Genomic DNA, 15,291 nt, shown 5'->3' with positions numbered 1-15,291 from the left:
AAAGGACTATATAGTATACTGATATAGGGATAACCCTATACCTATATAAGTCTTTGATTTATAAGGACTTATAGATATATACCCCCTCCCCTATGCCTTAATTTTTTATGAAAAGTTATTTTATTGATTTTATTGATTTTATCTCAATTTTTACTAAAATTAAAAATCTATGAAGTTGTTTGAATATCAAGCAAAGGAGATATTTAGAAGATTTAATATTTTTACTCCCAAAGAAAAATTGGCAAATAATGAATATGAGGCAATGATTTTTGCTAAAGAGATTGGTTTTCCTTGTATATTTAAGGCACAGGTTTTGGTTGGTGGCAGAGGTAAAGCAGGTGGAATTAAAAAGATAGAAAATGAAAATGAAGCCAAAAAATTAGCAAAAGAAATATTCTCGTTAAAAATAAAAGATATACCTGTTGAAAAAGTATTGGTAAGTAGTTTTGTTGATATAAAAAAAGAACTATATCTTTCAGTAACTATTGACCGACAGGAAAAAAGCCCAATTATTATTGCTTCAAAAGAAGGTGGAATTGAAATTGAAGAGTTGGCAAGAGAAAGACCAGAAAGTATCTTAAAAATAAACATTGACCCATTATTAGGTTTAAAAAATTACCAAGCAAGAAACCTCTGTTTAGATTTGTTTGGTGATTTATCTCTGGTTAATCAATTTAGTGAACTTTTGCAAAAATTGACAACTATTTTCTTTCTTTATGAAGCCCAATTGGTAGAGATTAATCCTTTGGCATTAACTTCTGATAATAATTTCTGTGCGATTGATGCGAAAATGATTATTGATGATAATGCCCTCTTTCGCCATCCCGAATTGAAAACTTATGAAAAGCAGGAAATCAGGAATAAGATTGAAGAAGAGGCAAAGACATTGGGATTTTCTTATATAAAATTAGAAGGAAAGGTTGGCTGTATTGTGAATGGTGCTGGTTTGGCAATGGCAACATTAGATTTGATAAAAAAATATGGCGAAAACCCAGCAAATTTTTTGGATATTGGTGGCTCAACAAATAAAGAAAGAATAGAAAAGGCATTGAGATTATTAATCCAAGATAAAGATATAAAAGTAATTTTAGTAAATATTTTTGGTGGAATTACCCGTTGCGATGATGTGGCTCAGGGATTATTGTCGGTCATCAAAGAGATAGATATTCCAATTGTTGCCCGTCTGATTGGCACTAATCAGGATAAGGCTTATGAAATATTAAAAGATACCAAAGTAATTTTAATTGATGATATGAAAGAGGCGATTAAAAAGGCAGTGGAAATTGCCGTAAAATTATGAGTATTTTAATTAATAAAGATACAAAGGTTTTGGTTCAAGGAATTACCGGCAGGGACGGACAGTTCCATACCCAGAGAATGATTAATTTTGGCACAAAAATCCTTGCCGGTGTGACACCAGGAAAAGGTAGCCAGAAGATTGATTTTCAAAATAGTGAACCAATACCGGTCTTTAATTCTATTTATGAAGCAAAGAAATATTTTGAATTTGATGCCAGTATTATATTTGTTCCTGCTGCCTTTGCTACTGATGCTATTTACGAAGCAATAGATGAAAACATCCCTTTGATTGTCGTAATCACCGAAGGAATACCAGTTCATGATATGATGAAAATTAATGCCTATCTAAAAAATAAAAAATCTAAACTATTGGGACCAAACTGCCCAGGAATATTGGTTCCGGAAGAGGTAAAAATTGGTATTATCCCTCACGAATATTTTAAAAGGGGTGTTATTGGTGTTGTCTCCAGAAGCGGAACTTTGACTTATGAAATATCTTATCATATCTCGCAAACCAAATATGGATTATCAACAATTGTTGGTATTGGTGGTGACCCAATTAAAGGAATGGATTTTGTTGATATTTTAAAACTTTTTAATAAAGATGAAGAAACAAAAGCGATTGTCATTATTGGTGAGATTGGCGGTTTGGATGAAGAAGAGGCAGCAAAGTTTGTAAAAAGAAACATCAAAAAACCAATATTTGGTTTCATTGCTGGAAAAACTGCTCCACCGGAAAAGAGAATGGGACATGCCGGAGCAATTATTGAGCAGGGAAAAGGAACTGCCCAAAGTAAAATTGAAGCCTTTATAAGTGCTGGTATCGAAGTTTTTGAAGAGCCACAAGAGATAGTTAATTTATTAGCAAAGTTAAATCTGTGAAAAAATTCTTAAAAGAAGAACCAAAGGTTTATCTTTCTAAAGATAATAAAAAGATAAAAGTTATAAAATATTTTTGTAAAGGTTGTGGTATTTGTATAAATTTCTGTCCGAAAAAGGTTTTAGATTGGGATAAGGATTTTAAGGTATTTGCCAAAAATCCTGATGAATGTATCGCCTGTTATCTTTGTGAGTTGATGTGTCCAGATTTTGCTATTTTTATTGAAAAAGAGAAATAATGCGTCAGTTATTATCGGGAAATGAAGCGGTTGCGATTGGAGCGATAAAAGCCGGAATAAGATTTTTTGCTGGCTACCCAATTACTCCATCTACCGAAATTGCTGAATATATGGCAAGGGAATTACCAAAAATTGGCGGAGTTTTTATCCAAATGGAAGACGAAATTGCTTCAATAAATGCGGTGATTGGTGCTAGTGCTGCTGGTATGAAAGCAATGACCGCCACTTCTGGACCTGGTTTCTCTTTGATGCAAGAAGGGATTGGTTATGCTTGTATGGCAGAAATACCTTGTCTTATTGTAAATGTCCAAAGAGGTGGTCCGGCTACCGGCTTGCCGACAAAACCTTCCCAAAGCGATGTAATGCAAGCAAGATGGGGAACCCACGGCGACCATCCGATTGTTGTTTTTTATCCTTACAGTGTCTTGGAAAGTTTCTATTTAACAGTTAAAGCAGTTAATACTGCCTATTTTTTAAGGGTACCGGTAATTTTGCTAACCGATGAAATAATTGCTCATATGCGAGAAGTGGTTGAATTGCCCGAAGAAATTGAAATCTACCAACCAAAGAGAAAGAAAAAAAGCCCTGAAGAATTTTTACTCTATTCAGAAGAGACAATTTATGATGCGGAAGTTGCCTATTTTGGTGAAGGCTATCGAATCCATATTTCTGGACTTACTCATCGGGAAGATGGGTTTCCTACTAATAACCCAGAAGAGATTAAGAGAAAATTAGATAGGCTAAAAAGAAAAATTGAAGATAATAAAGAAAAATTATGGGATTTAGAATATCAAGATATTGGTGCCGAAATTTGTCTTATCTCTTACGGAATATCTGCCCGCACTGCGTTAGAAGCAAAATATATCTTTGAAAAAGAAGAAAAAAGAGCCTTAGGTTATATTCGCCTTAAAACAATCTGGCCTTTTCCAGATAAACCCTTAAAATCTTTATTAAAAAGTGCTAAGAAGGTAATTGTTGTTGAAATGAACCAAGGACAATTAATCAATGAAATTGAAAGGGCAATAAGTCCGGAAATTGAAATTGTTGGTGTTCAGAGATATGACGGTGAAATAATAACTCCGGAAGAAATATTAGCGGTAATATGAAAGAAGAGATAAAAAATTATTTAAGATTAGACGAAAGATTTCCCCATATTTTATGCCCTGGTTGTGGTATCGGAACAATTACTAATATTCTTATAAGAACTTTTAACGAATTAAATTTAGATAAAAATAATATCTGTTTGGTATCAGGAATTGGCTGTTCTTCTCGTATTCCTGGATATATTGATTGTGATACCTTTCATACCCTTCACGGTCGGGCAATTCCTTGTGCTATCGGAGTAAAATTGGCAAAGCCCCATTTAAAGGTGATTGTTATTGGTGGTGACGGTGATATCTTGGCAATCGGCTTGAGCCATTTTATCCACGCGGCAAGAAGAAATATTGATTTAACAGTAATAATTATTAATAATTTTAATTACGGAATGACTGGTGGTCAGGTTTCACCCACAACTCCAAAAGGAAAATTTACTTATACAACCCCTTATGGCAATCCCGAAGAAGAATTTGATATTTATGAAATCTCAAAAAGTGCTGGTGCTGTGTTTTTTGCTCGTTCCACTACCTATCATACTGCCCATTTAAAAAATATATTTAAAAAAGCACTAACAAAAAAAGGGTTTTCAGTGGTAGAAGTAATTTCTCAATGTCCAACCCTTTACGGTCGTTTAAATAGATTAGGCGACGCAGTAAAAATGTTAGAAGATTTTAAAAATAGGGCAATTAATATTTCCCATATCAAAGACCTTTCCGAAATACCCGCTGATAAAATTGCGATTGGTATTTTATTAGATAGAGAAAGAGAAGAGTATTGTGAAAAATTAAAAAGGATAATAGATGAAAAAAGAGATTAGAATTGCTGGAACTGGTGGCCAAGGAATTATTTTTGCGGCAATTGTTTTAGCCGAAGCAGTGGGTGTTTATGAAAATAAATATGTTTCCCAAACTCAATCGTATGGTCCAGAAGCACGAGGTGGCGCCTCTAAAGCCGATATAATTATCAGTGACAAACCAATCTATTTTCCTCAAACTCAGAATTTAGATATTTTGGCTTGCTTAAGCCGCCAAGCCCTGGAGGAATATATTAAAAAATTAAAAGAGAACGGTATTCTGATTATTGACTCTTATTACTGTGGAAATTTTAATAAAGAAAATATAAAAATTTATGCCTTTCCTTTTTCATTGATTGCTAAAGAAAAATTGGGACGGGAATTATTTGCCAATATCATTCTTTTGGGCTCTCTGGCTCGTTTTACGGAAATTGTAAAGATTGAATCATTAAAAAAAGCAATCTCTCATCGAGTAACACCCCAGTTTTTAGAAATGAATGAACGAGCCCTAATGGTTGGCTATCACATCGACCAATTATGATTTTTCTATATACTCTCTTTTCTTCCATTTTTGTTAGCCTTCTTTCTCTTATTGGCATTTTCTTTTTATTTTTTAAAACTAATCTATTTGAAAAAATTATTTATTATTTAGTCGCTTTTGCCGGTGGTGTTCTCTTCGGTATTGTCTTTTTTCATATTTTAAAAGAAACTATTGAACATTTCCCTCCTTATCTCTTTTCTCTTTTTTTAACCATTGGTTTTCTCATCTTTTTCATCTTAGAAAGAATTATCCGTTGGCGTCATTGCCATTTGCCTAAATGTGAAATCCATCCGATTGGTCCTCTTAATCTCCTTGGTGATTCCCTTCATAATTTCATTGATGGCTTAATAATTGCTGCTGGTTATTTAACTTCTTTGAAAACCGGTCTGTTAATAACATTAGGAACAATTGTCCACGAAATACCGCAAGAGATTGGTGATTTTGCAATTCTTGTTTATGGAGGTTACACCAAAAGGAAAGCATTATTTTATAATTTTCTAAGTGCTACTGCCGCCGTCTTAGGAGCAATTATCGGCTTTCTTTTCTTAGAAAAATTCCAATCCCTTTTACCCTTTCTTCTCTCCTTAGCCGGAGGTAATTTTCTTTATATCGCCTCTTCTGATATTATTCCGGAACTCCATCGGGAAATAGATTTAAGAAAAAGTATTTACTCTTTTATAATCTTTATTTTAGGAATATTTTTAATAATTCTTTTAACCAATTTTTTTATTCATGAATGAGTTATCAAACTTTTAACCAATTTTTAACCGGTCAATTTTTGGTTAAAATAAAAGAAGATTTACTTTCCTTCCGTCTCTTTTCCAAAGAAGATTTAAAAGTAATTGCTTATTATCATGCCCGAAGATATTTCTTAACATTACCCCATTGGTTAGTTCGAGCAGGCTTGAATATAAAAGGGAAAATTATTGACTTGGGCGTCTTCTATCAAGGAGAAATAAAAGCATTGATTCAATGTGAATGGGGTATTTTTCTTAACCAACCAAATTACTTTCCCGAAGATAAGTTTAACCAATCTTTAAGGAATTTAATTGACACAATTGAATTATTAAATAAAAAGGTGGTCGGTTATTTATTAACAATCTATGAATCAACCACTAAATATTATCTACCTTTTTTATCTGAGAAAAATTTTTACCAATGGTTAGCGATAAATATCGCTGAATTTCCGGATCCTCAAAAATGGCGAAGAAGTTTTGAAGAATTGGCTAATAAATTTATTGACAAAATTTAGAATTTTCATTATTTTTATAAATGAAAGAGGTAATTTTATCCTTTGGTAGCAATCTCGGAAATCGTGTGAAAAATATTGAAAGGGCTATTAAATTTTTAGAAAAGGTTAATATCTATCCCCAAAAAATTTCTTCTTTTTATCTAACCAAACCAGTTGGTTTTCCTTTTCAACCTTCTTTTATTAATAGCGTGGGCGTCTTTAAAACCAACCTGCCACCAAAAGAAGTTTTGAAGATGATTAAAAAAATTGAAAATAGGTTTTACCGATTAAGATTGTTCAAAAATGCTCCCCGTTTATTAGACATTGATATCCTTTTCTATAATTCAGAAATCATTGATGATAAATATCTTAAAATTCCTCATCCCAAAATCTTAGAAAGAAATTTTGTATTAATCCCTTTATTGGAAGTGGCGCCGGATTTCTATCATCCCGTAGTTAAAAAAAACTTAAAAGAATTTAGCGAAAAGATAGATACTAATGGTGTTCGGATATGGAAAAAAAGGAACTCGAATACGTGGCAATAGAAGGGATTATGGGAATAGGCAAAACTTATTTGGCTACCAAATTAGCTAATTATTGGCGTGCTGAATTGATATTAGATAATTTAGAAAATCCTTTTTTAAAAAATTTTTACGAAAACAAAAGAACTTATGCCTTTCAGACCCAACTCTTTTTCCTTCTTAGCCGTTATCAACAACAACTAAGTTTAAACCAACTTTCTTTATTTGCGGAGAAAAAAATTGTAAGTGATTACACATTGGAAAAAGATAAGATTTATGCTAGTGTCAATTTATCCGAAAGTGAATATTTTATCTACGAAAAAATTTTTCAACTTTTAGAAAAAAATCTTACTCTTAGACCTACTAAAATAGTTTTTTTGCAAACTAATTTAGAAACAATTTGGGAACGTTTGCGCAGAAGTGAGCGAGAATATGAAAAAAAAATTAATTGGGAATATCTGCTCGCAATTGCTAATGCCTACAATCAATTTTTTTTCCATTATTCTCGTGTGCCCATCTTAATTGTGAATACGGAAAGTTATAACTATTGGGAAAATCCAAAAGCCTTTCGGGATTTAATAATTGCTATTGAAAATTTAAAGGAAGGACGAAAATTTTTGGTTTAATGTGAAAGTCACTATTGATTTATTATTAAGAATGAAAGAAAAAAAAGAAAAAATTGTTGCTTTAACCGCCTATGATTATCTAACTGCCAAAATCTTGGACGAGAGCGGAGTGGATTTAATCTTAGTAGGCGATTCAGCTGCTAATGTAATTTTTGGTTACGAAACTACTTTACCCATTGACCTTTCAGCGATGTTAATGTTTACCTCAGCAGTTGCCCGAGCGGTAAAAAGAGCCTTTGTTGTTGGTGATATGCCTTTTTTATCTTATCAAATTTCTAAAGAAGAGGCATTAAAAAATGCTGGTTTATTTTTAAAAGCCGGCGCTCAAGGAGTAAAATTGGAAGGTGGCGAACCGGTGGTGCCGATTGTTGAACATTTAGTTAAATTTGGAATTCCAGTTATGGGACATTTAGGATTAACTCCTCAATCGGTTCACCAGCTAGGCGGCTACAAATTACAAGCCCGAACAAAAGAGGAACAAGAAAAATTATTGAAAGATGCCCTGATGTTAGAAGAAGCGGGTTGTTTTGCTATAGTATTAGAAAAGGTTCCAATGGAGGTAGCAAAAATAGTTACGGAAAGATTAAAAATTCCGACGATTGGAATTGGTGCTGGTCCCTATTGCGATGGTCAAATTCTCGTTCTTCATGATATGTTAGGATTGAACGAAAAGAAATTTAAGTTTGTTAAGAGATATGCCGACTTATTAACTTTAATTAAAAAGGCGGTAAGCGAATATTTAGAAGAAGTAAAAAAGGGAAAGTTTCCTAATGAAGAACATAGTTTTAAAGCCGATGAAAGTTGTTAAGAAAATAAAAGAGATGCAGAAAATTGCCGACCAGTTAAGAAAAAAAGGGAAAATCATTGGTTTTGTACCGACAATGGGCTATCTTCATAAGGGACACTTGAGTTTAGTTAAAATTGCTAAAAGGAAAAGCGATGTTTGCGTTGTTAGTATTTTTGTCAATCCCTTACAATTTGGTCCAAAAGAAGACTACCAAATTTACCCCCGAGATTTCCAAAGAGATAAAAAGTTACTGGCGGAGTTGGGGGTAGATATTATTTTCTATCCCAGCGAAAAAGAAATGTATCCGGAGCCTTGTCTAACCTATGTCCAAGTAAAAAAACTTTCGGAAGGTCTTTGTGGTCGTTCTCGACCTGGTCATTTCGAAGGAGTGGCAACAGTAGTTACTAAATTATTTAATATTGTTAAACCCCATATTGCCGTTTTTGGTCAAAAAGATTATCAGCAAGCAGTGATTATAAAAAAAATGGCGAAAGACCTAAATTTTGATATCAAAATTATTGTGGCGCCAACGGTCCGTGAAAAAGATGGATTAGCATGTAGTTCAAGAAATATTTATCTTAACGAAAAGGAAAGGAAAGAAGCCACGGTGCTCTATCGGTCATTAATGTTAGCAAAAAAAATGATAAAGGAAGGAGAAAAAGATCCCGAAAAGATAATAAAAGAAATGGAAAAAATTATTACTACGGAAAGTTCGGGTAAAATTGATTATATTGAAATTGTTGATGCGAAAACTTTAGAACCCCTAAAAGAAATTACTGGTAAAGTTTGTATCGCTTTGGCAGTTTTTTTTGGCAAAGCCCGTCTAATTGATAATATTTTGGTTCAATCTGGATAGCCCGATGGAAATCTCTTATGCCACTCAAAAGTATCCTTAATTATTACTTTTAAATCATCCTTTTCCCGCTTCCAACCCAATTCTTTTTTAATTTTTTCGGAAGAGGCAATTAATATCGGCACATCTCCAGGTCTCCTATCAACAATCTCATAAGGAATCTCTTTCCCAATAACCTCACAGGCTGTCTCAAAAACTTCTTTGACCGAATACCCATTTTCACTTCCTAAATTATAAACTTCGCTTTTATCTTCTTTTAAGAGTTTTTTCAGTGCCAAAATATGAGCAATTGCTAAATCATACACATGAATATAATCCCGAATACAAGTGCCATCTCGTGTTGGATAATCATCTCCATAGATTTTAAAAATTTTCTCCTTTCCCAATGCTGCTTTAACAATCAAAGGAATTAGATGGGTTTCTGGACGGTGATCCTCTCCTAAATTTTCGTAAGCACCCGCCACATTAAAGTATCTTAAAGAAATAAATTTCAAACCACAATATTTTTCATAAGAAAAAAGCAATTCTTCAATCAATCTTTTTGTTTCTCCATAGGGATTTATTGGTAATAAAGGATGGTTTTCTTTAATTGGAATTTCAATTGGTTCCCCATACACGGCTGCCGAAGAGGAAAAAATTATTTTATAACACCCATTTTCACACATACAGTTAAGTAAATTTATACAATTTTTCACATTGTTATCAAAGAAAAGAGTAGGATATTTCACCGATTCGCCAACCTCAATATAGGCGGCAAAATGAAGAACCGCTTCAATTGGATACTTTTTAAAAACCTTAGAAAGCAAATCCTTATCTGCCAAATCGCCTTTAATAAAAATCGCCCTTTTATCAATTGCCGATAAATGTCCGCGGGATAAATTATCGTAAACGATCACCTGATAACCATTTTCAATCAATAACCTAACAACTACTGAGCCTATATAACCACCACCACCAGTAACGAAAATCATTTATCAATATGCTCCGTTTCCCGAAAAGAGTACCGGAATAGTTTTTAAAATAATTTTTATATCTAAACGTAAACTCTTTTTGCGAATATATTCCATATCCAAGGCTACCCGCTCTTCATAGGAAAGATTATTTCGACCGGAAACCTGCCAAAGTCCTGTCAAACCAGGTTTTTCTTTTAAAAGCAAAGGTAAATATTCTCCGTATTTCACTTTTTCTTCTTCCACAATTGGCCTTGGTCCAACAAAACTCATTTCGCCTCTTAAGATATTTATTAATTGAGGTAACTCGTCAAGACTTGTCTTTCTTAATATTTTCCCAATAGGTGTTACCCTTGGATCGTTTTTTAACTTGTACCCATTTTCAAACTCTTCTCGCGCCTGAGGATTATTCTTTAAAATTTTAGGTAGTAGCGCCTCAGCACCATCCACCATAGTGCGAAACTTATAAACATAAAAGGGTCTGCCATTTTTTCCTACTCTTTTATGTTTATAAAAGAGAGGACCGCGGGAAGATAGTTTGATTGCTAAAAAAATTAAAAGAAATAAGGGAACGACAGTGATGAAGACGAAAAAAAGTAACAATAAATCTAAATATCTTTTATGCTTATAATAGATTTCTTCCTTCTCCATACAACACATTTATTTCCTATACTCTCCTCCTTTTAAAATTTATCACTAAATTATAATACCAAAATTTTAGAAAAAGTCAATAAAAATAGTAAATGTATTAAAAGATGTTTACCAGAGTAATAAGGATGTCAGGATAAAAATGCCCTAAAAACCTTTTGCTTATGCTCAAATAAATATCTTCTAAAATATCCTGAATAAAGCAACATTTTATTATGTGGGTTTATCGTTCTCCTAACTATTCTTATTATTTATTATATTTTGCTTTACTTTTCTTTCCATTTATAGGAAACTCATCTATATAGTCTAATATCTATAAGTTATTTAGGCACTACGAAATTCTTAAAAATCCGCTTATTTATAAGGCCATTAATAAGATTATTGTTATTCGCCTTAATAAAGTTATTGTTATTACCATTAATAAAAATATTATTATTAACACTAATAGAGTTAAAAATATTCCCGTATGATACACCTACCCCCTATTACCCCCTCATTAGGTTTTTCTTCTTCTGTGCAAATTTTTTCCCATTTTTAAATATTTCTATTAAGAATTTATAACGTTCTATAAACATAACTAATACAAATATAGGCAAAAATTTTAAAATGTCAAGGGAAATAGTAGAATATATTTAATTAATTGACTTTAAAGTTATATAAAATTAAAATTTTATTTGATGAACCTTTTTTTCTTCTGTTTTTATCTCTTCTTCAATTTGAAAAGGGAAGAGACTTTTATAATAAATAATATAAATAATAATTATTTAACAATTTATCTAAAGAATTATCCAATTATAAAAAATTCAGAAACCCTTTATTTTCAAAAAGAATTTGTTAAAAAAGATGGTTATTTTATTAATTATGAAAAAGGGGTCATTGAGATAAAAAAGTTGCCATCTTTACTTCCCTGTACCCTTAAAATTATCTATTTTTATTTGCCTTTTTCAATCCCCTTTCTATCACCTCCTATTATAAAGAAAATAGAATCTGATTCCCTTTCTGCTATCTCTCCTTTAATAACTGATACTTCTTTTAATACCAGTTTTAATGATATTATTTTAGAAGGAGAAAAAGAGATCAAATTAAATTATCACAATAAAGAAGGGATAAATCTTAATCAGCAAACAAATTTCTCCTTAAATGGTAATGTGGATGAAATAAATTTTGAAGGCTTCTTTAATGGCAAAGAAAATAAAGAAGAGGGTTTATCAGTAAAAGAGATGGACAATTCTTATTTGAAAATGAAAACAAAAAGCCTTTCTTTAACTTGGGGAAATCAAGGTAAAGAAATAGATTTTTCCCATTTTGGAAGACTTTCTTCTCAAGGTATAGGAGCATCTTTTTTTCAAACAAATCTTTATGAAACCCTTTATTTTCATTATTTAACAACTCCTTTTAAATATGAAAAGATACAATTTTATGGTAAAGATTTTATCCAAGGACCTTACTATCTAAAAAAGGATAAATCGATAAAAATCTTACCAAATAGTGAGAGGGTATATTTAGATGGCAAACTGTTAAAAAGGGGTAATAATGAAGATTATTTAATTGATTACGAATTTGGTTTTATAAGTTTTACTAATCGTTGGATCATTACCTCCCGCAATCTTATTGAAATAGATTTTTTATACGAAGAAGAAATTTACGAAAAAGATAACTATTGTTTAACTCTTTTGACTACTCGCCTGCCAATAAAAACTAATATAAGTTATTATTGGGAAAAGGATAAGAATAAAAGAGAATTTTTTGATAAGGAAATAAAAAACTATCTTACCAAAATTGGCAACGATACAGCAAAGGCTTACATAAATTCTTTTCGCTATGTTGGCAAAAATAAGGGTGATTATGAAAAAGAGGGTGAGATATTTTTCTATGTCGGCGAAAATAATGGTAGTTATCTGGTAAATTTTACCTTTGTTGGTGAAAGTTTAGGAGATTATGATTATGATAATATAAAAAATTGTTATTATTATGTTGGTAAAAACAAGGGAAAATATCTTCCCTACTCTAAAATAGATTTACCAAAAGAAAATCTTTTTACTTCAATTAATTTGGAAATACCGATTAATGAAAATTTAAATATTCAAGTTGGTGGAATGGTAAATAAAAAAGATGAAAATATTTTTTCACCCTATGGTGATACAAATTGTTATGGTTACGGAACAAATTTTGCTTTTTCCTATCAAAGCGAAAAAATCTTTTTATCTTTTAAAAATCTTCACCTATTTAAAAATTACCAAATTCTTTCTCAATTAAAAAATGAAGAATTCTTTAATTTCCCTTTGAAAAATAGAACATCTTTTCAAATAAATTTTTCGCCTGTTAAAAGTTTAAGTTTTCTTAATAAATTAGAATTGATAAAAAAGGAAAAAAACTGGGATTATTTTGGAGTTAGTAAATTTAACTTCTTTTTCAATGAAATTTCTTTAAAGAAGGATTATTACAATAGAAATATCTTTTCTTTTGTCACATCACCAACCTACCATTCTTTTAATCCAACCTATTCTTTTACTTACCGAAAGGATACTAATAATTATTTTTTAACCCATTGCTGGGGTATCAATTTTTATTTTAAGGAAAGTAAATTTTTTTTAACTTATGAAAGGGAAACAGAAAAAAATCATTTAAATAAAAAGAAAATTACTAAATTGGGTATCACCAATCAAAATAATCCCAAAGCCTCTTTTATCATTGGTTTTTTTGAAAACTCCTTTTTTTCTGATTTTGATTTTAATTATTCTTTTAAAAATGTTTTCCAATTTAGTTTTTCTAAAAAATTTACTAACGAAGAAGAAGTTATTAAAGAGATAAGATTTGTTAAAGTGAAAAAAGGGGAAGGTAATTATTCAAAAGATACGATAACTAATGAATATTATCCTGATTCTCTTGGTGAATATTTAAAAGAAATTATTCCTTTAAGAAAAGGGAAAAGAATTTCCAAAGCCGAATTTAATCACAGTTTTTGTTGGTTGCCAATAAAAAAGTTAAAAATAAGTTTTTCTTCCAATTTTACTTATCCTAAAAATTTAGATTGCCAATTCCTGACCGATTATTATATCAAAGAAAATTTTCTGATAAATTACAAAATAAATTATTATCAAAAAGAAAATAAAGATCTAATATACGAAAATCCCAAAAATAAAGGGGTACAAAATCTCCTTACTCTTAAAAAAGAACTATCAAAATCATTAAGTCTTACACAGGTTCTCCAATTTGAAAAGGAGGAAAAGAGAAAAGGCGAATTTTATTATCAAAAAGGAAAAACTTATGGATTTTCTAATTTATGGGAATTAAAAGAAAATTATAATTTAAACTTAAAACCAGGTATCTTCTTTATTTATTATCAATATTTTCTACCATTTAGAAAAGATTATTTAATTAAAAAAACCAGTCTCACTTTAGAAAAAAATAACGAAATCTTAAAAAATCTCTATTTAACTACCTTTTTAGAAATAATCTATCGAATTTACCCCAAAGAAATTTTGCCCTTAGAATTAGCTTATTATGAACCCAAAGGATTTTCTTATAATTTTTCCATTTTACTTAGCAAAAATCTCAACCAAAATCTCTCTTTTACCTGGGAATTTAACTATCTAAAAGAAGGATTTAAAGAGCAAGAGGTTAAAATTAATTTCTCTTCGCGACTTTATTTTTAAAGTCTTTATAGTAATTTTAAAAATTTGACTTTTTAGGAAAAGAGGTTAAAATTATTCAAAAGCGCCTGTAGCTCAGTGGATAGAGCGGCGGACTCCGGATCCGCAGGTCGCGCGTTCAAATCGCGTCAGGCGCTTAAATAGATTAAAAATTATGGAATTTTACGAAGTAATCAAAAGAAGAAAAAGTATTAGAAGTTACAAACCAGACCCAATCCCTAAAGAAGTTTTAGAAAAAATTTTAGAAGCTGGCCGCTTAGCCCCTTCGGCAAAGAATATCCAACCGTGGAAATTTATTGTAATTGATGATCCCAAAATTAAGGAAGAATTAGTCTCTGCTTGTCGGAATCAGAAATTTATTGCCGAGGCACCAATTGTTATCTGTGTTGTTGCCTTAGAAAAAATTGCTTGGGGAAGGATGGGAGGCTATTGGAGTTCCTATCCGGTTGACTGTGCGATTGCTATGGAACATATTATCTTAGCAGCTGCTAACGAAGGTTTAGGAACCTGTTGGATCGGTGCTTATGACGAAAAGGAAGTAAAAAGAATTTTAAAATGTCCCGAAGATGTAAAAATCATTGCCTTAACTCCTTTAGGATACCCTAACGAAGAGCCACTACCACGACCAAGAAAACCTCTTTCTGAAATTGTTTGCTATAATCAGTATCAATAATTTACAGGTCTTTCTCCATTATCCAGGCATCTTCACCATCACTATAATAGCCTTTTCTTAAATAACTATATTTAAAACCTAATTTTTGATAAAACTTTTGGGCAACTAAGTTGGAAACTCTTGTTTCTAAATAAATTTTTTTCATATCTCTTAAACGAGCAATGGTAATAATTTCATTCATCAATCTTGTACCAATCCCTTTTCTTTGATAATTTTTATCTACCGAAATATTTGCTAAATGTAATTCATCCACTATTTCCCAAGCCACCAAATACCCTACTATTTTATTATCCACTTCTGCCACTAAACAGTAAGTATTAGGTCTTCTTAAATCATAATCAAAATAACTTTTTTTCCAAGGAAATTTAAAATTCTCTTTTTCAATCCTTAAAACTTCGTCCAAATCTTTTTCTCTCATCCATCTAATCATTATTTTCTCCATAGTTTAAATTCTATGTAACCTTTTTTAAAAATCAAATAAAGAAATCTTGATAAATCTT

General features: G+C 31.3%; 17 protein-coding genes and 1 tRNA gene. 15 read left to right on the top strand and 3 right to left on the bottom strand.

What is annotated here, in order from left to right:
• Positions 1-169 precede the first annotated feature (169 nt).
• From sucC to panC, 12 genes are read left to right on the top strand one after another with little or no spacing between them, the layout of a single operon-like run.
• Complete coding sequence (gene sucC / locus ABIK75_00810; protein MEO0089638.1) at positions 170-1,300, top strand: ADP-forming succinate--CoA ligase subunit beta; 1,131 nt, start codon at positions 170-172, stop codon at positions 1,298-1,300.
• Positions 1,297-2,181, top strand: a complete 885-nt coding sequence (sucD, locus tag ABIK75_00805) for a succinate--CoA ligase subunit alpha (protein ID MEO0089637.1) — start codon at positions 1,297-1,299, stop codon at positions 2,179-2,181. The genes sucC and sucD overlap by 4 nt, the downstream gene beginning before the upstream one ends.
• Positions 2,178-2,417, top strand: a complete 240-nt coding sequence (locus ABIK75_00800; GenBank protein ID MEO0089636.1) for a ferredoxin family protein — start codon at positions 2,178-2,180, stop codon at positions 2,415-2,417. The genes sucD and ABIK75_00800 overlap by 4 nt, the downstream gene beginning before the upstream one ends.
• The gene (locus tag ABIK75_00795; protein ID MEO0089635.1) at positions 2,417-3,523 is read left to right on the top strand and encodes a 2-oxoacid:acceptor oxidoreductase subunit alpha; all 1,107 of its coding nucleotides are present in this window, start codon (positions 2,417-2,419) and stop codon (positions 3,521-3,523) included. The genes ABIK75_00800 and ABIK75_00795 overlap by 1 nt, the downstream gene beginning before the upstream one ends.
• Positions 3,520-4,332 carry a thiamine pyrophosphate-dependent enzyme gene (locus tag ABIK75_00790; GenBank protein MEO0089634.1) on the top strand — a complete coding sequence of 271 codons (813 nt, stop codon included), beginning with the start codon at positions 3,520-3,522 and terminating at the stop codon, positions 4,330-4,332. Before ABIK75_00795 ends, ABIK75_00790 begins: the two co-directional genes overlap by 4 nt.
• Complete coding sequence (locus ABIK75_00785) at positions 4,316-4,849, top strand: 2-oxoacid:acceptor oxidoreductase family protein (GenBank protein MEO0089633.1); 534 nt, start codon at positions 4,316-4,318, stop codon at positions 4,847-4,849. Before ABIK75_00790 ends, ABIK75_00785 begins: the two co-directional genes overlap by 17 nt.
• Positions 4,846-5,589, top strand: coding sequence for a ZIP family metal transporter (locus tag ABIK75_00780; GenBank protein MEO0089632.1), 744 nt, complete (start codon positions 4,846-4,848; stop codon positions 5,587-5,589). The genes ABIK75_00785 and ABIK75_00780 overlap by 4 nt, the downstream gene beginning before the upstream one ends.
• Positions 5,586-6,101: a hypothetical protein gene (locus tag ABIK75_00775; protein MEO0089631.1), complete on the top strand. Its 516-nt coding sequence runs from the start codon at positions 5,586-5,588 to the stop codon at positions 6,099-6,101. The genes ABIK75_00780 and ABIK75_00775 overlap by 4 nt, the downstream gene beginning before the upstream one ends.
• 20 nt (positions 6,102-6,121) lie before the next feature.
• Positions 6,122-6,625, top strand: a complete 504-nt coding sequence (folK, locus tag ABIK75_00770; protein MEO0089630.1) for a 2-amino-4-hydroxy-6-hydroxymethyldihydropteridine diphosphokinase — start codon at positions 6,122-6,124, stop codon at positions 6,623-6,625.
• An 8-nt stretch (positions 6,626-6,633) separates the two neighbouring features.
• Positions 6,634-7,227, top strand: a complete 594-nt coding sequence (locus ABIK75_00765; protein MEO0089629.1) for a deoxynucleoside kinase — start codon at positions 6,634-6,636, stop codon at positions 7,225-7,227.
• Between the two features lie 31 nt (positions 7,228-7,258).
• A complete protein-coding gene (panB, locus tag ABIK75_00760) occupies positions 7,259-8,035 on the top strand; it encodes a 3-methyl-2-oxobutanoate hydroxymethyltransferase (GenBank protein ID MEO0089628.1) in 777 nt (258 codons plus the stop codon).
• Positions 8,022-8,870 carry a pantoate--beta-alanine ligase gene (gene panC, locus ABIK75_00755; GenBank protein MEO0089627.1) on the top strand — a complete coding sequence of 283 codons (849 nt, stop codon included), beginning with the start codon at positions 8,022-8,024 and terminating at the stop codon, positions 8,868-8,870. The genes panB and panC overlap by 14 nt, the downstream gene beginning before the upstream one ends.
• Here panC and galE read toward each other — a convergent pair.
• Complete coding sequence (gene galE / locus ABIK75_00750) at positions 8,858-9,838, bottom strand: UDP-glucose 4-epimerase GalE (protein MEO0089626.1); 981 nt, start codon at positions 9,836-9,838, stop codon at positions 8,858-8,860. The genes panC and galE overlap by 13 nt on opposite strands.
• 3 nt (positions 9,839-9,841) lie before the next feature.
• On the bottom strand, positions 9,842-10,468 hold the full coding sequence (locus ABIK75_00745) for a sugar transferase (GenBank protein ID MEO0089625.1): 627 nt from the start codon (positions 10,466-10,468) through the stop codon (positions 9,842-9,844).
• A gap of 671 nt (positions 10,469-11,139) precedes the next feature.
• Here ABIK75_00745 and ABIK75_00740 point away from each other — a divergent pair.
• The 3 genes from ABIK75_00740 (at position 11,140) to ABIK75_00730 (ending at position 14,791) form a co-directional block, all read left to right on the top strand.
• Entirely contained in the window at positions 11,140-14,121 is a 2,982-nt protein-coding gene (locus ABIK75_00740; GenBank protein MEO0089624.1) for a hypothetical protein, read from the top strand.
• 61 nt (positions 14,122-14,182) lie between these two features.
• Positions 14,183-14,255: transfer RNA gene (locus ABIK75_00735), tRNA-Arg, on the top strand.
• 17 nt (positions 14,256-14,272) lie between these two features.
• Positions 14,273-14,791: a nitroreductase family protein gene (locus ABIK75_00730; GenBank protein MEO0089623.1), complete on the top strand. Its 519-nt coding sequence runs from the start codon at positions 14,273-14,275 to the stop codon at positions 14,789-14,791.
• A gap of 1 nt (position 14,792) precedes the next feature.
• Here the strand turns inward: ABIK75_00730 and rimI are convergent, their stop codons facing one another.
• Positions 14,793-15,221, bottom strand: a complete 429-nt coding sequence (gene rimI, locus ABIK75_00725; protein ID MEO0089622.1) for a ribosomal protein S18-alanine N-acetyltransferase — start codon at positions 15,219-15,221, stop codon at positions 14,793-14,795.
• Between the last annotated feature and the right edge of the window lie 70 nt (positions 15,222-15,291).

This window comes from candidate division WOR-3 bacterium, from assembly GCA_039801725.1.
In the GTDB taxonomy this organism is placed as follows: Bacteria; Hydrothermota; Tepidihabitantia; order Tepidihabitantales; family DTDR01; genus DTDR01.
This window is presented reverse-complemented; position numbering and strand designations above follow the sequence as displayed.